Origin of the sequence: Sphingomonas sp. PP-F2F-A104-K0414 (assembly GCF_004340945.1) — a bacterium.
Lineage (GTDB): Bacteria > Pseudomonadota > Alphaproteobacteria > Sphingomonadales > Sphingomonadaceae > Sphingomonas.
Window position 1 is genome coordinate 808,650 of record NZ_SLYD01000001.1, and the last position, 25,214, is coordinate 833,863.

The following is a 25,214-nucleotide window of genomic DNA, read 5'->3' on the forward strand; positions in this document are numbered from 1 at the left end:
GCGGTCACGGGGGAAGAACCGACCGATCGCCCTATGGGTCCTACCGGGTCGCGCGCGTTCGGCAAATTCGAGCGCTTAGAACAGCGTCAGTTGCCGATCGTCGTCGCCGTTCAGCAACCAGCGGCCGATCACGTCGTGGCGCGTCCGGCCGACATGGCTTTGGACCAGCACGAATGCGTCCGCGGTCCAGCAGATCGGCGCGATGGCTTGCGTGAACGGCGCGCCGTCGCGGTAGCCGAGCGTCATATGCGGGCTGAACCGATAGCCTTTGCGCTGGGACAGCCCCGCCGACTCGCGTGCTACTGCGATCCGCTGATGCAGCGCGGCGAGCGAGGCGTTCTTGTGGCGCGGACGTAGCGCGATGGATCGTTCGCTGCCGACCGCGGTGTCGAACTGGAGCGCGAACGGCGCTGCTTCGACCGCATCGCCGATCGCCTTCAGGTCGCGTTCCAGCGCGGTCGAGACGCGATCATGATCGTCGAGGATGTCGATTGTGACGTGGAGATGCTCGGGGCGCAGCTTCTGCGCGGGACCGTCGAACCACGCCGCCGCCTCGGTGATCTGGCGCGCTAGCGGAAATGGTAAGCGGATCGCGAAGAACAGGCGATGACGGGCGATCGGTCGATGAAACATGCCGGATTCCGAATCGGGGGCGGCGGGCTTGTTGCTAATATGTTCCAATACCTTCGTCTAGGTGGCGCGCGAGATCAGAGGGCTAATCACCACCCCGGCGGAGGCCGGGGCCCAATTGGAAAGGTCAGAGTAACGACACGTTGCGCTCCGTTAAGCGCGTGTCCCAATTGGGCCCCGGCCTGCGCCGGGGTGGATAATTCTTCTAGGGTACGGCCTTACCGCGCCAACGCCTCGACAATCAGTTTCCGGGAGTTCGCCACGCCATACAGCGCGATGAAGCTGCCCATCCGCGGCCCCTGCTCCGAGCCCAGCAACGTCTCGTACAGCGCCTTGAACCAGTCGCGAAGGTTTTCGAACCCGCCGGTCTTGCCGATTTCGTAGACGATGTTCTGGATGTCTTCCGCGCTCGCCTCCGCCGGCAACGCGGCGAGTTCCGCATCGAGCCGCTCCAGCGCCGCGACCTCCACACCCTCGGGCGCGCGGCGCTTCAGCGTCGGCGCGACGAAATCGCGGCTATACGCCAGCGCATAGCCGATCAGTCGGTCGAGCTCGGGGTATTTCGCCGCCGACGCATCGGGCACGTAATTGGCCAGATAGCCCCAGACCTGCTCCTTGCTCGCATCGCCCATCACGCCGACGAGGTTGAGCAGCAGCCCGAACGTCACCGGCAGCTCGCCCGTCGGCAGCTTGCCGTCGTGAATATGGTGCACCGGGTTGCCGAGCTTCTGCTTCAGGTCCTGGCCCGCATAATTGCCGCGGAATTGCCAATATTCGTCCACCGCGCGAGGAATCACGCCCATGTGGAGCGACTTCGCCTTCTTCGGCTCGCGATACGCGTAGAACGCCAGCGATTCCTCGGGGCCATAGGTCAGCCACTGCTCGAGGCTGAGACCATTGCCTTTCGACTTCGAAATCTTCTCGCCATTCTCGTCGAGGAACATCTCGTAGTTGAAGCCTTCGGGCGGGCGTCCGCCGAGCACGCGTGCGATCTTCGACGACTGGGTGACCGAATCGATCAGGTCCTTGCCCGCCATCTCGTAATCGACGCCGAGCGCGACCCAGCGCATCGCCCAGTCGACCTTCCACTGCAGCTTGGCCTTGCCGCCGAGCACCGACTGCTCGATCCGCTGGCCGTCATCCTCGAACGCGATCAGTCCAGCCTCTGCGTCGATCACTTCGATCGGCACCTGCAGCACGATGCCGCTGGTCGGCGAGATCGGCAGCACCGGCGAATAGGTCGCGCGACGCTCGGCCCGCAGCGTCGGGAGCATCACGTCCTGGATGCCCTGGAAGTGGCGAAGCACACCCTTCAGCGCCTCGTCGAAACGCCCGCCGGTGTAATATTCGGTCGACGACGCGAACTCGTAGTCGAAGCCATAGCGGTCGAGAAATTCGCGCAGGATCGCGTTGTTGTGTGCGGCAAAGCTGGAATGCGTGCCGAACGGATCGGGGATCTGCGTCAGCGGCTTGCCGAGATGCTCGCGCAGCATGTCGCCGTTGGGGACGTTGTCCGGGACTTTCCGGAGACCGTCCATATCGTCCGAGAACGCGATCAGCCGAGTCGGCGTATTGCTCAGCGCGTGGAACGCGTTGCGCACCATCGTCGTGCGCAGCACCTCGTTGAACGTACCGATATGCGGCAGGCCCGACGGTCCGTAGCCTGTCTCGAACAGCATCGGATTGCCCGACTTGCCGTTCGGATACCGCTTGAGGAGTTTGCGCGCCTCCTCGTATGGCCAGGCTTTGGACTCGAGGGCGGCGGTGCGGATTTCATCGGTCATAGCGTTCGGCGATTAGCGCCTGCGCCCGTGTCCGTCACCCCACCGCCGCATGCGTCTTAGCGGCAACGATCCTTCGCGGTGATCGTCCGGTCGACCGCACGGCCACCGAGCGCACCCGCTGCGCCGCCGGCGAGCGTGCCGAGCAAGCCGCCGCCGACCGCATTGCCGAGCACCGCACCGCCGACGCCGCCTGCGACAAGACCGGTCGTGCCGCTCGAATGGCGGCAACGCTTTGCGCGGTAACGACGGTCATGGCCGCGATACTCACGCTTCGAGCGTGCTTCGGCCTTGCCCGTAGGGATCACGGCGGCGGCTGGGATTGCGAGCGAGAGCGCGCTCAGCGCCATGAGAAACTTCCGCATGATGATCGTCCCTGTTGATGTAGGTAAAGTTCGGTATCGATAGGGGCGCAACGCATGTGAACCGTACCGGTTGCGTAACGGCGGGCGAGGGGGATGCGATTGGCGAAAAGTCTCTCGGACCGCTTCGTCGGTGGAGCTTGGTTGAGCAATGAAGGGGATGATGGGGCGATCCTTACCCCTCCCGTCATCCCGTCATCCCAGCGAAAGCTGGGATATCCCCGTGGCGATCGCAGCACCCGCCCCATTAAGATCCCAGCTTTCGCTGGGATGACGGGAGGGGGGGGAAGGGGCCTCACCGATCAGGCGCATCTGCACACCGCTGACCATATCCCCTTCTACAAAAGGTTGCCCTTTCGTTCTCGTTGCAGCAAGGTCGCGGAGTGCTTCGCTATCCCGCCCTCCACGCCAGCCACGCCGGCATCTGGATCGCGAACGCCGAGGGTGCGCGTCCGATCGGGCGGGGCGAGGCGATTCGGATCGCCGCCGACACGCCGGTCATCATGCTCAACGCGCCGCTGGTCGGGCAGCGACTCGGGTATCCCGATCTGTCGGGGCTCGATCTGCTCGAACTCTACGCGTTCCTTCGCCCGGCGCAGTTCGCGGTGCCGACGCCGAAGGGGATCGCGCGGGTTACCGGGCTCGATGTGCCGAGCGAGGATGCGGCGGTCGCGCCGTTCCTGCTGCGCGCTGCCGAAGCGATGCTGGCGCTCACCGATGGCGACTGGCCCGAGCGGGAAGGGGCGTGGACTGCGGCGCAATCGCTGTTCCGGTTGCGCTGGCCGTGGGCGCCGGTCGTCGCCGAGCGGCTGAAGAAGCCCGCGGTCAACGAACGCTGGCTGTTCTCGTCGCTTCCCGAATGGGAGGAGCATGCGCCACGACCCGCGCCGCGCACCGTGACGATCGAGCCGGGCGATGCGGAGGCGCGGCTCGTCGACCTTACCGGCCACGGTGCCGAGGAACGCCCCGGCCAGCGCGCCTATGCCGGCGCAGCCACCGCCGCGTTCGCGCCGCGCGCGATGCGCGATACGCCCAATCTCGTCCTTGCCGAGGCGGGGACCGGGATCGGCAAGACGCTCGGTTATCTTGCTCCCGCGTCGCTCTGGGCGGAGAAGGCCGGCGGCGCGGTATGGATCTCGACCTACACCAAAACGCTGCAACGCCAGTTGGGGCAGGAAACCGCGCGGCTTTATCCCGACGCTGCGATCCGCAAGGCCAAGGTCGTTACGCGAAAAGGCCGCGAGAATTATCTCTGCCTGCTGAACCTGGAGGACGCGCTGCAAGGCGGGTTCGCAGGCCGCGCGGCGATCCTCGCGCATCTCGTCGCACGCTGGGCCGCGTATAGCGCGGACGGCGATATGGTCGGCGGCGACCTGCCCGGCTGGCTGCCGACGCTGTTTCGCCGCAATGGTTCAACTGCACTGACCGACCGGCGCGGCGAGTGCGTCTATGCCGGCTGCCCGCACTACCGGAAATGCTTCATCGAGCGCGCCGCTCGCGCCTCGTCCGACGCCGACATCGTCATCGCCAACCACGCACTGGTGATGGTCAACGCCGCCAGAGGACGCGAACTCGCCACCCGACCGACGCGATACGTGTTCGACGAAGGCCATCATATCTTCGACGCCGCCGATTCGATGTTCGCGACCGCGCTGACCGGTGCGGAGACGATCGAACTGCGCCGCTGGATCCTCGGCCCCGAATCGAGCGGTCGCGGCCGCCGGCGAGGGCTTGCCGCGCGCCTGTCCGATCTCGCCAGCTATGACGAACAGGGCGCGCGGGCGATCAGCGATGCGGTCACCGCGGCGGGCGCGCTCGCGTCCGACGGCTGGCTGCAAAGGCTCGGCGAAGGTGCGCCGTTCGGGCCGATCGAGACGCTTCTCGCCGCCGTCCGCGGGCTCACCTACGCGCGGGCCGAACAGCCGGGCGACGCGGGCTATGGGCTGGAGACCGAACTCGCCGAACCCGATGCGACGCTGATCGAGGCCGCCGCGCCCGCTGCCGCCGCGCTCGACGCGCTCGTCCGCCCACTTGTCACGCTCGGTCGCCGGCTTGAAGCCGTGCTCGCCGAAGCGCCCGACTGGATGGACGCGCCCGCCCGCGCACGAGTCGAGGGCGCGATCGCCTCGATCGGTTGGCGCGCGGAGACGGTGGCGTCGTGGCTGTCGCTGCTCGCGCGCGTTGGCGGACCTGTCGATGGCGATTTCGTCGACTGGCTCGCGGTCGACCGCATCGAAGGCCGCGAATTCGATATCGGGCTGCATCGCCACTGGCTCGACCCGACGCGACCCTTCGCCGAGATCGTGTTGAAACCGGCGCATGGTGCACTGGTTACCTCTGCAACGCTGACCGGCGGCGGCGATTGGGAGGTGGCCGAAGCCCGCACCGGCGCCCCGCATCTGCTCCGCCCCGCCGCCCGGTTCGAGGCGAAGAGCCCGTTCGATTACACGCGTCAGGCCGAAGTCCTAATCGTCACCGACGTGAAGCGCGGCGACATCGGCGCGCTGGCCAACGCCTATGCGCAACTGATCGTCGCCAGCCGCGGCGGGACGCTCGGGCTGTTCACCGCTATCCGACGGTTGCGCGGCGTGCATGGCCGCATCGCCGATCGACTCGCGCGCGAAGGCCTGCCGCTCCACGCGCAACATGTCGATCCTATCGATACCGGTACCTTGGTCGATATTTTTCGCGATGATCCGGGCGCGAGCCTGCTCGGCACCGATGCACTCCGAGACGGCGTCGACGTGCCCGGTGAGTCGCTGCGACTCGTGGTGATGGAGGGCGTCCCGTGGGCGAAACCCTCGGTGCTGCACGCGGCGCGGCGCCTGGCCGGTGGAGGCTCGGCGTATGACGACCGGCTCGTCCGCGCGCGGCTCGCGCAAGCATTCGGCCGGTTGATCCGCCGCGCCGACGATTCGGGCGTGTTCGTGATGCTGTCCGCGGCAATGCCGTCGCGGCTGCTCAGTGCGTTCCCGCCGGGCGTGCCGATCGCCCGCGTCACGCTCGAAGAAGCGGTGGCCCGAGTCGCGAGCCGGCTTTCCTCACGGGCCCCGGTAGGGCATGAAAGCCGCCAACCCGCTTGAGGATTGCCATGAAGACGTTGACGCTGTTGCGCCACGCCAAGTCCGGCTGGGACGATCCGGTTGCGCGCGATTTCGACCGCCCGCTCAACGCCAAGGGTAAGCGCGCCGCGGCGATGGTCGGTCGGCATATGCGATCACTGGGATTGGCGTTCGATCATGCGATTGCCTCGCCCGCGGTGCGCGTGTCGGAGACGCTGGAGCAGATCGAATCGGGCTATGGCCGGATGATCGCGCCGACGCTGGACCGTCGCGTGTATCTCGCGTCGGCAGCGACGTTGCTCGACGTGGTGCACGGCTTTCCGGCCGACGCCGAGAGCGCGCTGCTGGTCGGGCATAATCCGGGGTTGGAAGATCTCGTCCTGATGCTGGTGGCGGACGGGGCTGACCCGCTGCGCGATGCGGTCGAGGACAAATATCCGACCGCCACCATCGCCGAGCTCCAGTTTGAAGGGGATTGGGCGGATATCACGTCGGCCACCGCCCGCCTGACCCGATTCATCCGCCCCCGCGATCTCGATCCGACCTTAGGCCCCGACGCGGACTGACCACGCGGGGCTAAACCGGCGGCCTATTTGCCCTGTGCCCGCCAGCGCTGGATCGTCCTGCCGATGATCTGGTCTTCACCACCGACGTCGCGCCAGAGTTCGGAAAAGAGTGGGTCGCCCGACGCCGGACGTTTCGACTCCTCGAGCCCGTCGAAGCTCACGCGGATCGGGATCGTCACGCCTTCGCCACAGATGATGCATTCGCGATTGCGCAACGCCGGAATCGAATCGAGGAAGCCCCGTGCACCCTCGGGCATCGCCGCGCGGACGAACGCCTGATCGCGGTCGTTGTTGAGGCGCATCGCGATGATCGTGCCGCACTGCGACAGCACGCCTTCCGCCAGATCCGACGGACGCTGCGTGATGAGGCCGAGCGACACGCCGTACTTACGGCCTTCCTTCGCGATCCGGCCGAGGATGCGACCGACCGCACTGCTCGTCTCCTGGCCGGCGGGGATGTAGCGATGCGCCTCTTCGCAGACGAGCAGGATCGGGCGCTGCGGTTCGTTGCGCGACCAAATCGCAAAGTCGAACGTCATCCGCGCAAGGACCGCGACCACCACGGACGTAATGTCCGACGGCACACCCGAGACGTCGATGATCGAGATCGGCTTGCCGTCGCCGGGCAGACGGAAGATCCGGCTTAGGAAGCTCGCCATCGTGTCCGCGACGAGCATCCCCGAGAACATAAAGCCATAGCGCGGGTCCGCCTTGATCTCGTCGATCTTGGTTTTCAGGCGTAGATACGGCGCGGTGTCGCCGGCGCGGTCCATCTTGCCCATTTCGGCGCTGATGATCGTCGTCAGGTCGCTGAGCAGATAGGGAATGGGCGCATCGACCGTCAGCTTGGCGATCTCCTGACCGAGACGGCTCTTGGCTTTGGCGGCGAGCAGGCATTTGGCGAGGATGTCCGCATCGAACTGCCGCGCGGATCCGCTGCTGGTGAGGAAAACCTCGCAATGCTCCTCGAAGTTCATCAGCCAATAAGGCATCTGCAAATTCGAGACGTCGTACAACGCACCGTTCGATTTGAACGCAGCCGCATATTCGCCATGCGGATCGATCATCACGATATGGCCCTGCGGCGCGAGTTCGCAGATTCGGTGGAGGATCAAGGCGGCACTGGTCGACTTGCCGGTACCGGTCGATCCGACAAGCGCGAAATGCTTGCCGAGCATCGCGTCGACATAGAGCGCGGCGGGGATGTCGCTGGTCGGATACACCGTGCCGACGGTGATGTTGGCGCGATCCTCGGCGGCATAGACCTGTTGCAGGTCCGACGTGGTGATCGGGTACACCTCGGCGCCGGGCATCGGATACCGCGTCACACCGCGGCGGAACCGATAGAGCTTGCCGGTCAGGCGTTCCTCGTCGCCCTCACCGAGAAAGTCGATGTCGGCGGCGATGCAGGTGCCGGCATTGTCTTCGAGCTTGAGCGACCGGATGTTGGCGACCAGCCACGTCGTGCCAACGCGCATCTTCACCTGACCGCCGACCTGACCTGCGGCCGCGACAACGGGGTCGCGATCGTCGCACAGCGCACCGATCGACGCGCGGTCGAGCAACACACGGCTGCTCGATCCAGCGATCGCGAAGACGACGCCGATCGGGGCAGGCGGTACCATGCCGACGGAACCACTGGTCGGCGATGGCGCGCGCAGGAAGGCATCGGGTCCCGGCATTTCACTCATTCTGGCAAGATCCCCAGTCATTTACCCAATGTCTTGCACGCAAGACCGTAAACATCCGGTGAGGATGGTGAAGGAACGCTAAACCCTTCGTGCGATCCAGCCCGCCGCCCAACCAAGAAAGACCGAGAGGGCAACCGCGACCAGACCATAGACGACCGACGAGCGATCCGCGGCGCGAGCGACGAAGCGTTCGAAGCCGGATTTGCGGATGTCGATGTCGCGCACGGCGGCTGCCAGCACGCGTCCGTCGCGGATCAGGAACGTCTCCGCGGTGAAGCGGCCGACCGGTACGCGCGCCGGGATCGAGACGCGCGCCCGGTATAGCACGCCGTCGGTGATCTCGACCGCCCGTGGCGCCTCGTAATAGAGGCCGGCACGTCGTTTCAGATCGACGAGGCCCTTCTGGAAGCGGTCCTGCGTGTCGGCGGGGGCGCTGGAGGCGGGCGACAATTGCAGGCTGTCGAGCCCGAGTTCGTAGATCGCGCGCGTCCGGTCATCGACGAGGCGGTCGATCGGCTTGGATGAGGCGATCGCGTAGAAGCTCGGTGCGGACCGGTAGCGCAGCCTTGACGCGTTGACCCAGATTCCGGCGACCTTCTCCTTCTCGCGCATCAGGATCGACTGGGTCGGCCCCTTCACGACGACGACGACGTCGGTTGGTTGCTCGCCGGTTGGCAGGCGGCCACCGGGATAGAGAATCGCCCCGAACAGGAGGAGTTCTGCGCCGGTGAAGCTGTAGGCGATCTCGATATTGCGCTGCGATACGTCCGGGACGAGCACGGGCTTCGCCTGCGCCATCAGCAGCGGCGCGAACGCCAGAATTGGCCACTTTCTCAAGACAGCGTGACCGAGAAGATCTCCTCGGGCCGCCAGACCAGCCCGAGCAGGATGCGCGCGCCGACCAGCAGCACCATCACCGCAAGCGCGAGGCGGAGATATTCGGGGCGGAACTTGCTCGCAAACCGCGCGCCGATCTGTGCGCCGACCACCGAGCCGAGCAGCAACAGCCCGGCAAGGACGATGTCGACCGCTTTGGTGGTCGTCGCATGGACCATCGTCGCGACCGCGGTCACGAACAGCGTCTGAAACAAGGAGGTGCCGACCACGACGGAGGTCGCCATGCCGAGCAGGTAGATCATCGCGGGGACCAGGATAAAGCCGCCGCCGATGCCGAGCAGGATGGTCAGGATGCCGGTAAAGAAGCCGAGCAGGAGCGGCGCGAGCGGCGAGATGTACAGCCCCGAGGCGTAGAACCGCGTGCGCAGAGGCAGTGCAGCGACGAGCGGGTGATGGCGGCGTTTGCGCGCCTTCGGCGGACGCCCGGTGCGCGCGCGACCGATCGTGCCGATCGACTCCTTCGCCATCAGGCCGCCGATCGAGCCGAGCATGAGAACGTAGACGATCGCGATCACCGTATCGATCTGCCCGCTTTGCTGGAGCAGCCGGAACAGCCACGCACCGAAGAATGAACCGAGGATACCGCCTGCGACCAGCACCCCGCCCATCTTGGTATCGACGCCCTTGCGCCGAAAATGCGCGAACACGCCGGACACGCTCGCGCCGGTCACCTGGCTTGCGGACGAGGCGGCGGCGACGGTCGGCGGGATGCCGTAGACGATCAGCAGCGGCGTCGTCAGGAACCCGCCACCCACCCCGAACATGCCCGACAACAGCCCGACGCCCCCGCCGAGCAGGATGATGACTAGCGCGTTGACCGACAGGTTGGCGACGGGGAGATACAGATCCACGTTAGCAGCGTTACACCGGATTGCGCGCGCGGGGCTAGGCTGGACTGGGCACCGATCCCGGTGTTTGGACACGGGATCAGAAGTCGCTGCCGATCGACAGCGCCGGTCCCGAGCCGGGACGCGCGCCACCCGCGATCCGCTCGCGCCAGTCGAGCGTCAGGCGGAGCGATTTATGCGCGATCGGCAGCGTGGCGACGACCGATGGTCCGATGTCGAAACGTTCGGCAGCCCGTTGCGCGCTCGCCCATGTGCCGATGCCGATATCGAGACGGGCCGTCGCGACAGTGCCGAGCGGATGGGTCAGCCGAGCCGAGGCATCGACGAACGTCTGGAGACCGTCGCGGGCGATCGCACCGGCCTGCGCGTAAGTCTCAAGGCGGACACCGGGGACTATGTCGGCAGGACCATAGCCGCCGAGCACGCCGATCGTCGGTCCGTTGCGACCACCATCGAGAACGAAACGGTGCTCGACGATCAGGCGGATAGGCATTCTCGTCGGTTGCCACTCGATTCCGACCGCGGCTTCGCGTCCGCGGCCCTCGAGCGGGGCGGCGACCCGGGCCGACAGTGCGAACCGGCGGGCAGCATCGATCGCGTAGGTTATCCGCAGCCCCGCCTGCGAAGCGCCGAGCTGGCCGCCGGAGACGGTACCGGCCGGGCCCCCGCGTACCAGCAGCCATGCACTACCGTTCAGCCGACTCGCGCCGCGAACCACGAACGGCGCTAACAGGAAAGGCGGTGCGTCGGTTCGGCCGGGAGGTTGCTGCCCGAAAGACTGGGCGGCGATGTGGTCCAGCGACCAGGTTTCCGGCAAGCCGGATACCCTAGGGGGTAGCGCGACATCCGTACGCGGTTTCGCCCGGAAAACGATGGCGGGCGGGGCGGGCGTCACGACGGTATCGCTCAACGGCGGGATGACGAATGCGATCTGGCGCGGACCGGGGAATACGGCGGCGGCGGGAAATACCGTCGCGACGGCGGGCGGTACCAGTATCTTCGTTAAGGTTGGGCGGATGGGCAAGGGTTGACGGGGCTCGATCTCAGACAACAGTACCGCAATCCTGACCAACACCCAGCCACCCAGCGTCAGCGCGAGGAATCGCAACGGCCGCCCGCCGGTCATCCCGGTGCTGGAACGCTCGGTCCGAACCCGTGGCATGCGCTGATCGACGCTGCGGGGGCGTCGGGAAATTCATGACGGGTCTTGTCCCATACCGGCGCTGCGCCCCGCAGCATGGCGATGTAGCGCGCCACCGCGCAGGGCGCGACGAGCAACGAGACGCAGTTGCCGACGATGAAGCGCGGAAGCGCCCAAAAGGCTTCGCCAACGCCGTAGCTACGACCGGTAAACACCATCCGTGATCCCAGCCGCCACGCCAGCAGGACGGCGTTGGCGATGAACAGCCAGAGCGCGATCGGATGGGACCGGTCGAGCGCTGGCATTGCCTGACCCGCAAAGTGATGCGCCGCCATCGACAATGCCCAGGCGAGCATTCCGACATAGGCGACCGCGAGAATGACGACGGCGAGCGGTGCCCGCCGATCACGCATTCGCATCCAGTGGTCGGCAAAGGCGCGGGGCCTCGCCCAGCCGGTCCGATCCCAACCGGCTAGCGCGATGCCGTTCATCCACCGTGTTTTCTGGCGGACCGACTCGCGGATCGTACCGGGGAAATAGGCGCGCACCGCGACGACTGCACCGACATCGTCCGCTGCTACCCGCGCAAAGATACAGCGCGCGCCTAGCTCCGCCAGCCGCAAGCCGAGTTCATAATCCTCGGTTAGACTGGTCGCGTCGAACGGATTGCCGCCGCGCGCGAACGCGATCCTGGCAAGCATGTCGGGTGCGATCGCGCAGCCGGTGCCGGCTAGCGGCATTCCCGCCCCCAAAGCGGTCCTGACGACGATCTGCTTGGCGTGCGACTCGGCAAACTCGTCGGCATAGTGTCCCGACACCAGCCGAGCACCGTGATGGACGAGCGGGAGGACCGGCAATTGCACCACATCGTACCGATCGATCAGGCAATCGAAGACACGCAATTCCTGCGGATGCACGACATCCTCGGCGTCGTGCAGCACGATCGCCTTGGTATGCCGGTGCTCACGGGCATCGTCGCGGCCGAGCGCATGCCACACCGTATTGAGGCAATCTGCCTTGGTCGTGGGACCGTCGCGCGGCCCGATCACGATCCTGACGCGGGCATCATGCTCGGCGATCGCGGCAACGGCATCGATCGTGCCCCGATCATTCGGATAGACACCGACATAGATCCGGTAATCGTCATGGCGATAGCGATCCAGCGCGGTCGACAACATGCCGCCGATTACCGACACCTCGTCCCATGCCGCTACGAACACTGCGATCGCGCCGATGCATCGTGGCGGCGGCAGAGTCGCGAGCGTCAGCCGGGGACGCGCGCCATGCCGGATCCGGCGGACGATGAAAACGAGGTCGACCAGCAGGTCGTCGATGCCGCCAAGAAAAAGCCCAACTCCGGCAAACAGCAAACTTTCCCGCGCCAAGCCGTCGATGATCCAGAACGACTCGAGCATGGCGTACCCCCGACGACGAGGTACAGCAGCATATGTCCGTTTCGGATTCAGTCCGATCCGAAACGGATGTTTGGCGGCCTCCGCGGCGCAAGTGATGACGCTGAGTCACTCAAAATATGCAGGTTTGGGCGGGGCCTGCGAACCATCGTCATCGCGAGGCGTTACGTCCGCGATCCCACCCCCCTTTCGGGATCGGCGCCGATCCACTCCCGGCCCGGCCGTACCGATGCGTAGCAGGCGGTACGGCCAAACCGGTGCGACTCAGCCTTGATTACGGACGATCGCGCCCACCACCGCCGGTGTTGCCGCCATTGCCACCGCCGCCGCCGGCACCCGCAGCGCCGACCGTACCGATGTTTCCGAACAGATCCTGGAAGAAGCCGCGTTCGCGACCCAGCGTCGGCGTGGTCTTGCCGTACGGCTTGACCGAGGCAACCTGATCGAGCCCGCCGCGACGGATCGCGGTGACGGTCCCCTTCTGGTCGAAGCTGATCTGCAGCGTGATCTGCGCGTTGGGCCGCGGATTGCGGAACGCCAGGTTGCGGCTGTCGCGTGCGAGATAATACCAATCTCCCTGGTCGAACTGACCCGCGAGCGTCGGCTTGCCGAGCGTCTGGAGCACCGACTGACGGTTATCCACGCCGGGCTGGACCGAGTTGACCAGGTCGGTGTCGACGACATACCCCTGATGCGAGCGCAACTGGGTGCAGCCTGCGCTGGCAAGCGTAACGACCGCAAGCGCGGCGGCGAGACCCGTACGGGCGGAAAACACGCTCATATAAACTCCCAACCGGGGCACGCGAAAACACGTGACGGTTGCGATGCGATTGCATCGGCCGCCGATCGCCTCGATATGCGAGGATGCGCGGGCAAACAAGTCGGTGCGCGGTCGATGGGCGAAGGACGACGGATTGAGCTGGTTGGGAAGACTGCTCGGCGAGAAGCCGGACGAAGCGCTGCCGCTGTATACCGCGGTCGTGACGCGGGCGCGTGCCGAGCATTGGTATCGGGACGGTGCGGTGCCGGACACCGTCGACGGCCGGTTCGACATGATCGCGACTCTGCTTGCGGTCGTCATGCTACGGCTCGAGGCGGAACCCGCCGGTGGCGAGCCCGCGGCGCGCCTTGCCGAACGCTTTGTCGACGACATGGACGGCCAATTGCGTGAAATCGGGATCGGCGACATCATCGTCGGCAAGCATATCGGCAAGATGATGAGCATGCTCGGCGGTCGACTCGGCGCATACCGTGATGGACTGGCGGCTGGAGATATTACGCCAGCGCTGCTGCGAAACCTGTATCGAGGGGTGGCGCCGGCCGATGCCGCGCTGGCGCATGTGCGGACGTCGCTGATGGCGTTTCATGCCGCGCTAGAAAATACGCCAATGATGAAACTGCTCGCAGGAGAGCTACCGTGACGCCTGGTATGAACAAGGCTGAATTCAGCCGCCCCGAACGCCTCGACACGATCGGCGAGCGTGAGCGGATCGTCGAGATCGTCGCCAACGAGGACGAGCGTGCCGCGCTGGCGAAGCGCTTCGCGATGGTATCGATCGCGCGACTCGAGGCACGGTTCGGGATCAAGCGGACCGACAGCGGCATCGTCGTGAAGGGGCGCGTCACCGGGGCTGCGGTGCAGGCGTGCTCGGTTACCGACGAGCCGCTTGATACCAGGATCGACGAACCGGTCGCGCTGCTGTTCGTGGAACAGCTGGTGGCGGAAGGCGACGAAGTCGAACTGTCCGACGATGCGCTCGACACGGTGGCGATCGAGGGGGGCGCGATCGATCTGGGCGAAGCGGCGGCCGACACGCTGGCACTGGCGATCGATCCGTTCCCGCGCGGACCCAATGCGGCGGCGGCGCTGGCGGCAGCGGGGGTGATCAGCGAGGACGAGTTTCGCCCCGCCAACGCGTTCGCGGATCTCAAGGCGAAGATGGCGGGCAAAGCTTAGGCGCGATTTGCGGATACTCCCCCGCCAGGGGGAGATGGCTGGCGCATGGCAGACGGAGGGGGTGGCAAGCACGACCCCGTGTTTCGTATCCGCCCCTCCGCCACTGTCGGCGGCATCTCCTCTGGCGGGGTAGGATTGACGGGTTGCCGTCAGGTCCCCGTCCGCACCGCTAGCAGCGCCGCCACCTTCGCCCGGAACGCGCGCAGGCTTGCGCCCGACAGTTGCGCGACGCTGGCGAACGACACGCTGCGCGGATTGATCGCGGCGCCGTTTTTCCACACCTCCCAATGGAGATGCGGGCCGGTCGACATGCCCGTCGATCCGACATAGCCGATGACTTGTCCCTGCCGCACGCGCGTGCCCGACGACACTGCGATCCGGCTCATATGACCGTAGCCGCTCGCCATGCCGCCGCCATGCATCAGCTTTACGAAGTTACCATAGCCGCCGGTCCGTCCCGCGAACGCGACGATGCCGTCGGTCATGGCATGGATCGGCGCACCATAGGGCGCGCCGATGTCGAGGCCCTTGTGCATGCGGGTGAAGCCCAGCAGCGGATGCATTCGCAAGCCGAAGTTCGAGGTAATGCGCCCCGATACGGGCAAGCCGGACACGGCGCGCCGCTCGGTCTGGCCGTTCGCGTCGAACCAGCCATCGGTCCGCGGCGGGGCGCCGGCATCACTGTCGCCACCGCCATCGGCATCCGCGCCGCCCGGCCCGAAGCGGACGAGTTGCACCTTGTGTCGCCCCTGATCGATCCCGGCGAACAGCAGGTCGCCGATCCGCGTCTCCCCGGTCGCAGCGCGCTGGCGCTGGATTATCAGGTCGAAACTGTCCGCCGGGTCGACGTCGCGACCGATCGACACGCGCGTAGCAATAGCCTTGATGTACGATTCGACCGCCTTGGCCGGCACCCCGGCGGCGCGCATCGATCGGTACAGGCTCGATCCGACGAGCCCCTGGATCCGCAGTGGCGTCGCGTCGATCGCAATCGGCTTGCGGTGCATCGCCAACCCGGTCGCGGTGCGCGCCAGAGCCAGCCCCAGATCGAACCGGGCGCGGAAGTCGAGCGCTTCGAGCGGTCGGGTAACGGTGCGATCAGGGCGTCGACCAAGCGTCAGCGCGATTCGTGTTCCCGCGGCGATGTCGTCGAGGGGTACCGCCTGCGCGACCAGGGCGGCGGCGGCATCGGCATCGGGACGACCGACCCCCGCGCGCATCAGGACGCGATCGAGCCGGTCGCCCTGGCCGAGTGTCGCAGAGAGCTCGACCGTCGGCCGTTCGGGGACCTCGGCAAGCGGTGCGACAAGGTCGTTGGCGGCCATTCGCCGGCCGGTCGCTGCCCCCTGACCGATCGCGGTAATGCCCTGTGCGCGGGCCTCGTCCCATTCCGCGCCGGCAAGCGGTGGCGGCACCGCACCGACCAGCGGTTTGATCCCCGGCGACAACGCCCAGCTTGCTGCGCACAATGCCGTGCACGTCGCCAACCCGCGCCACCAGTCGAGGCTGCCGATCCGCGCGCCCAGGTCCGGAACCCAGTCGATCCGTGTTGCCGCACCGCGCAAAATGTCGACGGGCGACTCGCGCGGCGTCAGTGTTGCCGATGACGGCATGCGCAAGACAGGGCCCCGCGTCACCGCGACGCCGGCCAGTTCATACCGCTGATCGTCCCGTAGAAACACGCGCGCTGCCTTGATGGTTGAAGGGGTAGTCGAGGAGGTCGTCGAACCGGGGCGCCGACAAGGAATCGCCGACCAGGATCGCCGCACAGTGCACGGATGACAGTCCTCTGCCGTAAAATATGCTAAAGTCGACTTAAACGGCGCTATTCCGGTGGCACGTCGCGATGAAGCGGTGGCGCGTCGCGTCGAACACGCAGGTGATCCGCCCGGCGCCGAGTGGCGTCCGGCGACCCCGCTTTAGTCGAGCAACAGGAACGCAGTGATCGTCAGGCGTCCTTGCAGCGGATCCTCGCTCAGCACGGTGTCCGGTGCGATCACGCCACTGTGCAGCGATGCGCTGCGATAGATCACGGCCCGGTTATAGCGAGCCTCGACCTGCGCGATCTGCTCGAACAAGGGGGTCGAGCCGGCGATATAGGATGGCTTGGGCAGGCCGTCGCGCGCCAGCTCGGCGTTGAGGCGCGCATAATAGTCCGGTGCGTGCGCGGCATCGACCGTTTCGGTACCCGTCGCACGGTGTCGATAGAATGCGGTTCCGTCGCGCCGTTCGGGACTGAGATAGTGCACCAGCGCGATGCGACCAGGATCGACCGCATCGACATGCGGCAGCTGCTGCGCCAGCGTGAGTCGATCGGCCGGTATGGTCACCATCGCATAGCTCGCGTCGATCGTCGCGAACCCGGCATTGTGATAGAATATTCCTGACAACACCGCCGTCAGCGCGGGTCGGATCGCAGCCAGATAACCCGCCGGCAGCGGCGCGCGCAGCCCGGGATAATGGTTGCGACCCTGCTCGAACGCATGCGTGGCGGCATGGGTACGCAGCGCATCGGGATCAGGATGAAAACCATCGATGATCGCGAGCGGCTGATCCTGCATGCCGATCTGACGCGCCGAAATCTCGGGGCGGATCATCTGTCGCGCCTGTGTGGTACGATCGCGACAGTCGAAACAGGGTAGTGCGACACGATAGTGGTGGCTGTTCCCACCGCGAGGCCGCTACGCCGGGTGAGGACGCGCTTCAGGCGCTGTGTTCTGCTCGATGGCGCTCGGCTCATGCCGCTGGATAGCGGACCGGTTGCTGCGGAGCTACCCGATCGGCCCGTTACCGATTGATTTCGCGATCCTTGTTGCCGTCGGGATCGGCGTGCGTATGTTGCCTGCAACAGACAAACCGGGGTGATGATTGCACATGATGTCGAAATTTACCGTTCTGGCCGGCGTATCGCTCGCGGCCTTCCTGGTTCCCGCCGCACAGGCGCAGCAGCAGACGCCCGCAGCGCGCCCTGCTCCGGTCGCCGATTTGGTCAAGTCGGTCGATATTCCGTACCAGCAGTTCACGCTGAAGAACGGCCTGCGCGTTGTCGTCCATACCGATCGCAAGGCGCCCGTCGTGGCGGTCAGCGTCTGGTATAACGTCGGGTCGAAGTTCGAGCCGAAGGGCAAGACCGGCTTCGCGCATTTGTTCGAGCATCTGATGTTCAACGGCTCCGAGAACGCACCCGGCGATTTCTTCGAGCCGTTGAAACAGGTCGGCGCCACCGACTTCAACGGCACGACCTATTTTGACCGCACCAATTATTTCGAGACGGTGCCGACCGCGGCGCTCGACCGTGCGCTGTTCCTCGAATCCGACCGGATGGGCTATCTTACCGGCGCGATCACGCAGGGCGTGCTCGACGAGCAGCGCGGCGTCGTCCAGAACGAAAAGCGCCAGGGCGACAACCAGCCCTATGGCCTGACACAGTACAAGATCACCGAAGGGCTGTTCTCGGCGGATCACCCTTACGGCCACACCACGATCGGCTCGATGGCGGATCTCGACGCGGCCTCGCTGCAGACCGTGAAGGACTGGTTCAAGGATCATTACGGCCCGAACAACGCGGTGCTGGTGCTCGCCGGCGACGTCGATGCGGCGACCGCAAAAACGCTCGCGGAGAAGTATTTCGGCGGCATCCCCAAGGGCCCCGAGAGCATCGTCCCGCCCGCGCCGATCCCGACCCTGCCCGCGCCGGTCAGCGAGACGATCAAGGACCGCGTCGCCGCGGTGATGATCAGCCGCAACTGGGTGGTACCCGGCCTGAACGACAAGGACGGCACCGCGCTGGACGTCGCGGCGGGCGTACTCGGTGGGCTTGCCAGCAGCCGGTTCGATACCGCGCTGGTCAAGAAGGAGAAGCTGGTTACGCGGATTTCCGCCGAGAACAGCAGCTTCAGCCAGCTCGGCATGTTCGAGATCCAGGCGATCGTCCGCGAGGGCGTCGACCCCGCGCTGGTAACCAAGCGGATCGACGAGATCCTCGCCGACTTCCTCAAAAACGGCCCGACCGCCGACGAGGTCAGCCGCGTCGCGACAACGACGGCGGCGCGCAAGATGGAGGGGCTTGAATCCGTCGGCGGGTTCGGCGGCAAGGCGGTGACTCTCGCCGAAGGCGCGCTGTATTCGAACGATCCCGGCTTCTACAAGAAACAGCTGCTCCAGCTCGCGGCCGAGACGCCCGCTAGCGTGCGCACGGCGGCGGCGAAGTGGCTGTCGCGTCCCGCCTATTCGCTGACCGTCGTGCCCGGCGCGCGCGATGCCTATGCCAATGCGGTCGTGCCGCCCAAGGCCGATGTGGTGCCCGCGCCCGAAGCGCCGCCAAAGGGCACGCGTGGCGCCTTGCCGGCGGTCGGCACAGTAGCGGGGCTCAGCTTCCCGAAGGTCGAGCGCACCCGCCTGAGCAACGGTATCGAGCTGGTCTACGCGCAGCGCGACGCGGTGCCGGTGACGCAGGCGGTGCTGAGCTTCGATGCCGGCGTCGCTGCCGACGTGCCCACCAAGCTCGGCACGCAGAAGCTGACGCTGTCGATGATGGACGAGGGCACCGCGACACGTGATTCACTCGCGCTGGCCGAAGCCAAGGAGCGGCTCGGTGCGGATATCGGTTCGGGGGCGTCGAACGACCGGACCTTCCTGTCGCTCCAGGTGCCGAGTGCGAACCTCGCACCCGCGGTCGACCTGTTCGCCGACATCGCGCAGAATCCGGCGTTCGCCGATGCCGAGGTCGCGCGCGTCAAGAACCAGCAACTCGCGCAGATCGCGCAGGAGCTGACCAGCCCGCAGGGGCTGGCGACGCGCGTGCTGCCGAAGCTGCTTGGGCCGACTTCGCCCTATGCCAAGGCGCAGGGCAGTGGCGATCCGAAGGCGGTGGCGGCGCTGACGCGTGCCGATCTGGTCGCGTTCCAGCAGGCGTGGCTGCGGCCGGACAAGGCGAAGATCTTCGTCGTTAGCGATCGTCCGCTCGCTGAGGTGGAGGCGGCGCTCGATGCGCGGTTCGGGTCGTGGCGTCCCACCGGCGCGCCCGGCGTGAAGGCTTTTCCTGCGACCGTAACGCCGTCCGCGCCGAAGATCGTGTTGATCGACCGGCCGGACAGCCCGCAGTCGCTGATCGTCGCCGGCGTGCCGACCGGGCTCAAGGGCACGCAGGACCTGCTGCCGATCGCGACCGCAAACGATGCGCTCGGCGGCAGCTTCCTCGGTCGCGTCAACATGGACCTGCGTGAGACGAGGCATTGGTCGTACGGCGTGTCGGGGCGCTTCCAGCAGAACGAGCAGGCCGCGCCCTATGTCCTGTCGGCGCCGGTGCAGGCGGACCAGACCGGCCCGTCGATCGCGGCACTGCGCGGCGACATCGGCGCGTTCCTCGGCAAGGAGCCGATGACGCAGGTCGAGTTCGACCGTGCGATCAACGGCGCGATCCGTTCGCTGTCGGGCAATTTCGAGACGTCCGACGCGGTGCTCAGCGCAATGCAGCAGAACGACCTGCTGAAGCGGCCCGACGATTACTACGCGACGATCACGCAGCGATACCAGGGACTTAACCTGCCGCAACTCAACACTGCGATCCAGCAGGCGCTCGATCCGAAGAAGACGATCTGGGTCGTGGTCGGCGATGCGAAGACGGTGCGACCGCAGCTTGACAGCATCGGTTTGCCGGTCGAGGTCATCCCCGCGGCGTCGGTTGCCGGCGCCAAATAATTGCAGAGCCCGGGCGTTCCGGGCGGTGCTTCAGGAGAGAAAATAATGGCAAACGTCGATGGCAGCTGGGATTGCGTGGTCAAATCGCCGTTGGGCGACCAGAAGATGACGCTGACCGTCAACAGCGCCGGCAGCACCTTCACCGGTGCGGTGTCGGGCGCGATGGGCGGCATGGATGTCACCGGCGAGGTCGATGGCGACACGATTACCTGGAAGCAGAGCATGACCGTGCCGATGCCAATGACGCTCGACTGCAAGGCGACCGTTGAGGATGACGTCCTCAAGGGCAGCGTCGCAGCCGGCGCGTTCGGCAGCTTCCCGCTGACCGGCACGCGGACCGCGTAACGGAGTAGTCGAAAGAGCGTGGCACCAGACCCTCCCGAGGCCCCGTCATCCCAGCGAAAGCTAGAATCTCACCGAGCGGCCACCGGCACCCGCCAAGCGGGAGACCCCAGCGTCCGCTGGGGTGACCGTCTTGGGCGGAGGGTGATCACGCGATCGATTCGCTAGCTACCATGGGAGGGGCTCGTATTTCCGCACGGAAAGGCGAGCCTTTTTCTTTTTCGGTCCGGGAGGGAAGGAAGAAGAACATGAAATCGATGACCCGTCTGCTCACAGCCTGCGCGCTTGCTACGCTTGCCGTCGCTACGACCACCCCCGCGACCGCACAGAATTACGACGAGCGCCCCGCCAAGATGGCACCGCGCGACGTCGGCTACGATTACGTTCGCAAAGTCGTCGAGATCCCGATGCGCGACGGGGTGAAGCTGCACACCGTCATCATCGTGCCCAAGGGCGCGAAGGACGCGGGCATCCTGATGACGCGCACACCCTATGATGCCGACGGCCAAACCAAGGTCGACAGCGGCACCTATGCGGGAATTCTGCAGAACGGCGACGGCGCGGCCGACGTGATCGCCGCGGCGGGCTATATCCGCGTGATCCAGGACGTCCGCGGGATGCACGGATCACAGGGCATCTACATGATGAACCCGGCGCGCGCCGGCACGGCGCAGAACCCGACCAAGACCGACGATTCGACCGACACCTACGACACGATCGACTGGCTGGTGAAGCACGTCCCCGAATCGAACGGGCGCGTCGGTATCAGCGGGATAAGCTATGACGGCTTCCTGCCGCTGATGGCGCTAATCAATCCGCATCCGGCGCTGAAGGTTTCGGTGCCGATGAACCCGATGGTCGATGGCTGGCGCGGCGACGACTGGTTCCACAACGGCGCCTTCCGCGAGGGCATGATGCCGTACGTGCTCGGCCAGGAGGCGACCAAGGACGCCGGCACGCCGTGGATCACCGACACCGCCGACGACTACGACTATTACCTCAAGGGCGGCTCGGCCGGCGCGATCGGCAAGGCGCAGGGGCTCGAACAGCTCGGCTTCTGGCGCAAGATCACGCAGCATCCTGCCTATGACTCGTTCTGGTCCACGCAGGCGATGGACACCGTGCTCGCCGGCCAGCCGCTGAAGGTGCCGACGCTGGTCGTAGGTGGGCTATGGGATCAGGAGGACATCTACGGCGCGCCCGCGGTCTACCGCGCGCTGGAGCCCAAGGACACCGCCAACGACATGGTCTATCTGTCGATGGGGCCTTGGTATCACGGCCAGGAGGTGCGCGACGGCAGTGCGCTGGGCGCGATCAAATGGGATGCCGACACCGCCAAATGGTGGCGCTGGCACGTGCTCGCGCCGTTCCTCGCGCATTATCTGAAGACCGACCAGCCGGCGATGGACGTCGCGCCGGTGACGATGTTCCAGTCTGGCCGCAACGAGTGGCAGAAGCTCCAGAGCTGGCCAACCGCCGCGACCGCGGGCACGCCGCTCTATCTCAAGCCCGGCGGCACGCTCGGCTTCCAGGCGACGGGCGGCGCTGCGGAGACTGCGGACTATATTTCCGACCCGGCGGCCCCCGTCAGCTACCGCGTGCGCCCGACGCTGCCGACCTATGCGAGCGGATCGACCTGGAAACAGTGGCTCGTCGACGATCAGCGCGCCGTGTCCGGCCGTCCCGACGTGCTGACCTTCACCACCGACGCGCTGACCACACCGACGACGATCGCCGGTGTTCCGGAAGTGAACCTGACCGCGGCGACCAGCGGCACCGACAGCGACTGGGTGGTGAAGCTGATCGACGTGTATCCAGACGTCTATCCCGGTGACAAGGCGATGGCGGGGTATCAATTGTCGGTCGCGATGGACATCTTCCGCGGACGGTATCGCGAGGATCTGGCCGTCGCCAAGCCGATCGCGGCGAACGTACCGCTCAAGTACAAGTTCGCGTTGCCGACCACCAACCATGTGTTCCTGCCGGGGCACAAGATCATGGTGCAGGTGCAGTCGAGCTGGTTCCCGCTCTACGATCGTAACCCGCAGACCTTCGTCCCGAACATCTTCTTCGCGCAACCCAAGGATTACGTGAAGGCGACGCAGAAGATCACCGTCGCGGGCCCCGACGAAAGCTATATCAGCTTGCCACTGGTACGCTGAAAGTCCTGCATCACCCCGGACGCGATCCGGGGTGATGTAAGGAAATGACTATCTTGCATATATTGGCGTTTGCTCGCGTAACTGGTTCTTAGGAGGCGGTGGGTCATAGACCTGTCGCACAACAGACCGGATCGCCGATGAAACGCCTCCCCCTGATCGCGCCGAACCCGCCGCGGCTGAGCGAGCATCTCGATGCGCTGCGTCGGGTCGAGGCATCGGGGGTGTTCAGCAACAACGGTCCGGAGGTTCGCGCGTTCGAGGCCGGGGTGACCGAAAAGCTGTTCGGCGGCCACGGTGCATGCCTCGCGGTTGGCAACGCCACGCTCGGGCTGATGCTCGCAATCCGCCACGCGTCGGGGATGCGGACGGGCGGTCTGAACCCGAAACAGGGCACGCTGGCACTGATGCCCGCGCTTACCTTCGCCGCGACCGCGCAGGCGGCGGCATGGGCCGGGCTGACGCCACTGGTGTGCGATATCGATCCCGACGATTGGGGTGCCTGCGCGCTGGAAGAGGAGCGGCTGCTCCAGCGGCACGGCGAGCGGATCGGTGTGGTCGTGCCCTATGCGACCTTCGGCAACGCGATCGACCTCGACCGCTACGTGCATTTCCAGCGGCGCTACGGCGTCGGTGTGGTGGTCGATGCGGCCTCGTCGCTGGGGACGCTCGACGATGCGGGAGTTGGCTTTGGCGCGCGCGCGCCGTTCGCGGTGGTCCATTCGATGCACGCGACCAAGACGTTCGCGGTCGGCGAGGGGGGGCTGATCCACAGCGGCGACGTCGATCTGATCGCGACATTGCGGTCGATGGGAAATTTTGGGTTCGAGGGCAGCCGTAATGCGACGCTGCCCGGGATCAACGCCAAGCTGCCCGAGGTCACCGCGATCATCGCGCAGGCCAAGCTCGCCGAGATCGATGCGATTGCCGGGCATCGTGCGGAACTGGACGATACCTACCGCGCGACGCTGCCCGATTTTCAGTTCCAGACGGTGTCGGGCCGCCGCCGTGCGATGCAATTCATGCCTGTCCTGCTCCCCGAGCATATCGCGCATCACCGCGACGCGATCGTCGAGAGCATCGAGGCGGACGGGATCGGCTGTGGCCGCTATTTCAGCCCGCATCTCGGCGAACAGCCGTGGTTTCAGGCGACCGCGATGATCGAGCCGACGCCGGTTGCGGACAGGATCTCGGGGCGGATGCTGTCGTTGCCGATCACCGACGCGATGTCGGTCGAGGATGCGCGACGGGCGGCGACCGCGCTGGCCTCGGCGTGCGCGGCGATCGTCCAGCCGCTTGACCGACGGGCGTCGGTACGCGGCCCCGGCGGTGCGATCGCGTCGGTCATCGTCGTCGGCGGTGGCCCTGCGGGGACGGCGATGCTGACCTCGGCGACGAAGCGTGGCCTGCTACCCGATCTGGCCGCGTCGGGGCTGATGGTGATCGAGCGCAGCAATGCGATCGGTGGTGGGCGGCTCGGGCGCTACGCGATCACCTCCGATTCGACCGCGCAGACTTTCCTGACCGCGGTCCGCGACAATGTGCATCCCGAACTCGCGCGGCTGGTCGATCACCCCGCCGGGCGTGCGGTCGCGGCGCATGAGGGTGCGCTCGGCGTACCGCTGACCGAGGTCGGGCCGCTGTTGCGTGCGACCGGCGATCGCTTGACGGACATCGTCCGCGAGAATGGCGGCACCGTGCTGACCGGGCATGAGGCACTGGGCGCGAAACGGGTCGGCGACGGCTTGTGGAGCGTACAGGTCCTCCGGCTGGCCGACGGGCATGTCTTCGACCAGCTCGCGCGCAACGTCGTCATCGCGACCGGCGGTCACCAGCCGCTCGACCGGCTCGCGACGCAGCGCGTTGCGGGCGGCAGCCTGGTCGATCTTGCGAGCGGACGGCTGCTCCAGTCGGACGACGTTCTGACCGTCGGCGGGTTCGAGAAGGTCGCCGATATCCTGACCGGCAAGCGCAACCCGAAGATCGCGGTGATCGGCGGGTCGACCAGCGCGCTGACGACGATCGCGCTGCTGCTTAAGAGTCAGCCGGCGCTGCCGCTGGGGGCGGGGGCCATCACGCTGTTGCATCGCCGTCCGCTGCGCCCCTTCTATCATTCGGTCGAAGCGGCGCACGCCGAAGGGTTTACCGATTTCGGCCCCGACGACGTCTGCCCGGTCTCGGGGTTCGTCTACCGTCTTGCAGGTTTTCGCCTCGAGGCGCGCGACCTGGTGCTGAGGATGCTCCGCATCGACGGTCGTGCGCCCGATCCCCGCGTGACGTTGCACCGCATAGCCGGCGATGTCGACGGCGACGAAGACGCGCGCGCAGTCGTCGAACAGGCGGATCTGGTGATCGCGGCGCTCGGTTATCGACCGATCGCACTGCCGATCGTCGACCGCGACGGCCTGCCGATATCGTTGGCGGCGCATGACGGCAAACCAATGGTCGATCGCCATTGCCGGATCGTCGATGCCGACGAAGCGCCGATTTCAGGACTGTACGGGCTTGGGCTCGCTGCCGGGTTCGTGCCGTGGGGGCCGCTCGGTGGGGAACGTAGTTTTTCGGGGCAGGCGAATGGCTTGTGGTTATGGCAGAACGATGTGGGCCTCATGATCGTCGATCAGGTGATGACATCGAAGGTAATGGCAGCAGCGTGAGTTCGACTG

At 66.2% G+C, this 25,214-nt stretch carries 19 protein-coding genes; 8 read left to right on the top strand and 11 right to left on the bottom strand.

From position 1 onward, the window contains the following. Nucleotides 1-75: 75 nt before the first annotated feature. The 3 genes from C8J46_RS03580 to C8J46_RS03590 form a co-directional block, all read right to left on the bottom strand. Nucleotides 76-633, bottom strand: coding sequence for a 2'-5' RNA ligase family protein (locus tag C8J46_RS03580; RefSeq protein WP_132735046.1), 558 nt, complete (start codon nucleotides 631-633; stop codon nucleotides 76-78). 215 nt (nucleotides 634-848) lie between these two features. After that, nucleotides 849-2,414, bottom strand: a complete 1,566-nt coding sequence (locus tag C8J46_RS03585; RefSeq protein ID WP_132735048.1) for a lysine--tRNA ligase — start codon at nucleotides 2,412-2,414, stop codon at nucleotides 849-851. Between the two features lie 56 nt (nucleotides 2,415-2,470). Continuing rightward, nucleotides 2,471-2,776, bottom strand: a complete 306-nt coding sequence (locus C8J46_RS03590) for a hypothetical protein (protein WP_056053958.1) — start codon at nucleotides 2,774-2,776, stop codon at nucleotides 2,471-2,473. A 380-nt stretch (nucleotides 2,777-3,156) separates the two neighbouring features. On the opposite strand from C8J46_RS03590, the gene C8J46_RS03595 reads away from it, so the two are divergent. Together C8J46_RS03595 and C8J46_RS03600 are read left to right on the top strand one after the other, a co-directional pair. Continuing rightward, nucleotides 3,157-5,856, top strand: a complete 2,700-nt coding sequence (locus C8J46_RS03595; protein ID WP_132735050.1) for an ATP-dependent DNA helicase — start codon at nucleotides 3,157-3,159, stop codon at nucleotides 5,854-5,856. An 8-nt stretch (nucleotides 5,857-5,864) separates the two neighbouring features. After that, entirely contained in the window at nucleotides 5,865-6,401 is a 537-nt protein-coding gene (locus C8J46_RS03600) for a histidine phosphatase family protein (protein WP_132735052.1), read from the top strand. A 23-nt stretch (nucleotides 6,402-6,424) separates the two neighbouring features. Here C8J46_RS03600 and C8J46_RS03605 read toward each other — a convergent pair whose 3' ends face one another. The 6 genes from C8J46_RS03605 to bamE all read right to left on the bottom strand — a co-directional run bounded on the left by C8J46_RS03605 (nucleotide 6,425) and on the right by bamE (nucleotide 13,171). Next, a complete protein-coding gene (locus C8J46_RS03605; protein WP_243643212.1) occupies nucleotides 6,425-8,026 on the bottom strand; it encodes a DUF87 domain-containing protein in 1,602 nt (533 codons plus the stop codon). Between the two features lie 144 nt (nucleotides 8,027-8,170). Further along, nucleotides 8,171-8,890, bottom strand: coding sequence for a TIGR02186 family protein (locus tag C8J46_RS03610; RefSeq protein WP_207894105.1), 720 nt, complete (start codon nucleotides 8,888-8,890; stop codon nucleotides 8,171-8,173). Nucleotides 8,891-8,925: 35 nt separating this feature from the next. After that, on the bottom strand, nucleotides 8,926-9,840 hold the full coding sequence (locus tag C8J46_RS03615) for a sulfite exporter TauE/SafE family protein (RefSeq protein ID WP_132735058.1): 915 nt from the start codon (nucleotides 9,838-9,840) through the stop codon (nucleotides 8,926-8,928). Nucleotides 9,841-9,916: 76 nt separating this feature from the next. After that, nucleotides 9,917-10,999 carry a hypothetical protein gene (locus C8J46_RS03620; protein ID WP_243643199.1) on the bottom strand — a complete coding sequence of 361 codons (1,083 nt, stop codon included), beginning with the start codon at nucleotides 10,997-10,999 and terminating at the stop codon, nucleotides 9,917-9,919. Further along, on the bottom strand, nucleotides 10,960-12,393 hold the full coding sequence (locus tag C8J46_RS03625; protein WP_132735060.1) for a glycosyl transferase family protein: 1,434 nt from the start codon (nucleotides 12,391-12,393) through the stop codon (nucleotides 10,960-10,962). Before C8J46_RS03625 ends, C8J46_RS03620 begins: the two co-directional genes overlap by 40 nt. A gap of 271 nt (nucleotides 12,394-12,664) precedes the next feature. Continuing rightward, a complete protein-coding gene (bamE, locus tag C8J46_RS03630; protein ID WP_132735062.1) occupies nucleotides 12,665-13,171 on the bottom strand; it encodes an outer membrane protein assembly factor BamE in 507 nt (168 codons plus the stop codon). Between the two features lie 133 nt (nucleotides 13,172-13,304). Between bamE and C8J46_RS03635 the strand changes: the two genes are divergently transcribed. Both C8J46_RS03635 and C8J46_RS03640 read left to right on the top strand, forming a co-directional pair. Continuing rightward, nucleotides 13,305-13,811 (top strand): ubiquinol-cytochrome C chaperone family protein, encoded by a 507-nt coding sequence (locus C8J46_RS03635; RefSeq protein ID WP_243643200.1) that lies wholly within the window; start codon nucleotides 13,305-13,307, stop codon nucleotides 13,809-13,811. 8 nt (nucleotides 13,812-13,819) lie between these two features. Continuing rightward, a complete protein-coding gene (locus tag C8J46_RS03640) occupies nucleotides 13,820-14,347 on the top strand; it encodes a DUF177 domain-containing protein (RefSeq protein WP_132735376.1) in 528 nt (175 codons plus the stop codon). A 149-nt stretch (nucleotides 14,348-14,496) separates the two neighbouring features. Here the strand turns inward: C8J46_RS03640 and C8J46_RS03645 are convergent, their stop codons facing one another. Both C8J46_RS03645 and C8J46_RS03650 read right to left on the bottom strand, forming a co-directional pair. Next, nucleotides 14,497-16,029, bottom strand: a complete 1,533-nt coding sequence (locus tag C8J46_RS03645) for a M23 family metallopeptidase (RefSeq protein ID WP_132735064.1) — start codon at nucleotides 16,027-16,029, stop codon at nucleotides 14,497-14,499. A gap of 237 nt (nucleotides 16,030-16,266) precedes the next feature. Next, nucleotides 16,267-16,944, bottom strand: coding sequence for a DUF6445 family protein (locus C8J46_RS03650; protein WP_132735066.1), 678 nt, complete (start codon nucleotides 16,942-16,944; stop codon nucleotides 16,267-16,269). Between the two features lie 280 nt (nucleotides 16,945-17,224). Here C8J46_RS03650 and C8J46_RS03655 point away from each other — a divergent pair, with 280 nt between their 5' ends. The 4 genes from C8J46_RS03655 to C8J46_RS03670 all read left to right on the top strand — a co-directional run bounded on the left by C8J46_RS03655 (nucleotide 17,225) and on the right by C8J46_RS03670 (nucleotide 25,205). Then, a complete protein-coding gene (locus tag C8J46_RS03655) occupies nucleotides 17,225-20,047 on the top strand; it encodes a pitrilysin family protein (RefSeq protein ID WP_207894075.1) in 2,823 nt (940 codons plus the stop codon). Nucleotides 20,048-20,092: 45 nt separating this feature from the next. Next, nucleotides 20,093-20,392 carry a hypothetical protein gene (locus tag C8J46_RS03660; RefSeq protein WP_056052504.1) on the top strand — a complete coding sequence of 100 codons (300 nt, stop codon included), beginning with the start codon at nucleotides 20,093-20,095 and terminating at the stop codon, nucleotides 20,390-20,392. 245 nt (nucleotides 20,393-20,637) lie between these two features. After that, nucleotides 20,638-22,551, top strand: coding sequence for a CocE/NonD family hydrolase (locus C8J46_RS03665; protein ID WP_347812367.1), 1,914 nt, complete (start codon nucleotides 20,638-20,640; stop codon nucleotides 22,549-22,551). 137 nt (nucleotides 22,552-22,688) lie between these two features. After that, the gene (locus C8J46_RS03670; RefSeq protein WP_132735070.1) at nucleotides 22,689-25,205 is read left to right on the top strand and encodes a DegT/DnrJ/EryC1/StrS family aminotransferase; all 2,517 of its coding nucleotides are present in this window, start codon (nucleotides 22,689-22,691) and stop codon (nucleotides 25,203-25,205) included. Nucleotides 25,206-25,214 lie beyond the last annotated feature (9 nt).

Bases quoted from the DNA above. Each gene is read 5' to 3' on its own strand.
- C8J46_RS03580 (WP_132735046.1), bottom strand. From the start codon at position 633: ATGTTTCATCGACCGATCGCCCGTCATCGCCTGTTCTTCGCGATCCGC.
- C8J46_RS03585 (WP_132735048.1), bottom strand. From the start codon at position 2,414: ATGACCGATGAAATCCGCACCGCCGCCCTCGAGTCCAAAGCCTGGCCA.
- C8J46_RS03590 (WP_056053958.1), bottom strand. From the start codon at position 2,776: ATGCGGAAGTTTCTCATGGCGCTGAGCGCGCTCTCGCTCGCAATCCCA.
- C8J46_RS03600 (WP_132735052.1), top strand. From the start codon at position 5,865: ATGAAGACGTTGACGCTGTTGCGCCACGCCAAGTCCGGCTGGGACGAT.
- C8J46_RS03605 (WP_243643212.1), bottom strand. From the start codon at position 8,026: ATGGTACCGCCTGCCCCGATCGGCGTCGTCTTCGCGATCGCTGGATCG.
- C8J46_RS03610 (WP_207894105.1), bottom strand. From the start codon at position 8,890: ATGGCGCAGGCGAAGCCCGTGCTCGTCCCGGACGTATCGCAGCGCAAT.
- C8J46_RS03620 (WP_243643199.1), bottom strand. From the start codon at position 10,999: ATGCCACGGGTTCGGACCGAGCGTTCCAGCACCGGGATGACCGGCGGG.
- C8J46_RS03625 (WP_132735060.1), bottom strand. From the start codon at position 12,393: ATGCTCGAGTCGTTCTGGATCATCGACGGCTTGGCGCGGGAAAGTTTG.
- bamE (WP_132735062.1), bottom strand. From the start codon at position 13,171: ATGAGCGTGTTTTCCGCCCGTACGGGTCTCGCCGCCGCGCTTGCGGTC.
- C8J46_RS03640 (WP_132735376.1), top strand. From the start codon at position 13,820: ATGAACAAGGCTGAATTCAGCCGCCCCGAACGCCTCGACACGATCGGC.
- C8J46_RS03650 (WP_132735066.1), bottom strand. From the start codon at position 16,944: ATGATCCGCCCCGAGATTTCGGCGCGTCAGATCGGCATGCAGGATCAG.
- C8J46_RS03655 (WP_207894075.1), top strand. From the start codon at position 17,225: ATGTCGAAATTTACCGTTCTGGCCGGCGTATCGCTCGCGGCCTTCCTG.
- C8J46_RS03660 (WP_056052504.1), top strand. From the start codon at position 20,093: ATGGCAAACGTCGATGGCAGCTGGGATTGCGTGGTCAAATCGCCGTTG.
- C8J46_RS03665 (WP_347812367.1), top strand. From the start codon at position 20,638: ATGAAATCGATGACCCGTCTGCTCACAGCCTGCGCGCTTGCTACGCTT.
- C8J46_RS03670 (WP_132735070.1), top strand. From the start codon at position 22,689: ATGAAACGCCTCCCCCTGATCGCGCCGAACCCGCCGCGGCTGAGCGAG.